Below are 438 nucleotides of genomic sequence, written 5' to 3' on the forward strand. Positions count from 1 at the left end.
AGAGGAAAAAAGAGAGAGAAAAAGAAGGGAAAAAGAGGGAAAGAAAAGAAGAGAGGAAGAGAGGGGAAGAAAGAGAGAGGGGAAGGGAAGGGAGGGGAGAAAGAAGGGGAAGGGGGGAAGAAGGGGAGGGGAAGAAGGGAGAGGAAAGGGAAAGAGAAGAGAGGAGGAAGAGGAAAAAAAGAAGAAAAAAGGGAAAAGGGGAAAGAAAGAAAAAAAAGGGGGGAGGGAGGGGGGAAAGAAGGGAGGAGAGAAGGGGGAAGGGAGGGAGGGAGGGAAAGAAGGGGAAAAGAAGAAAGGGGAAAGAAAAGGGGAAGGAGAAAGAGGAGGGGAAGAGAAAGAGAAGGGGAAGGGAAGAAAAAAGGAAGAAGGGGGGAGGAAGAGGGAGAGGAGAGGGAGGGAGAGAGAAAGGAAAAAAGGAGAAAGGGAGGAAAGAAGCGG

Annotated in this window: 1 protein-coding gene; it reads left to right on the forward strand. The window is 50.0% G+C overall.

Annotated elements, in window-relative coordinates; genetic code table 11:
- Positions 1–438, forward strand: a 438-nt coding sequence (locus NR125_RS30290) for a hypothetical protein (RefSeq protein ID WP_256816882.1), incomplete at both ends; no start/stop codon positions are given.

The sequence above is a fragment of the Cytobacillus sp. Bac17 genome (assembly GCF_024519925.1).
Taxonomy (GTDB): Bacteria; Bacillota; Bacilli; order Bacillales; family Cytobacillaceae; genus Cytobacillus; species Cytobacillus pseudoceanisediminis.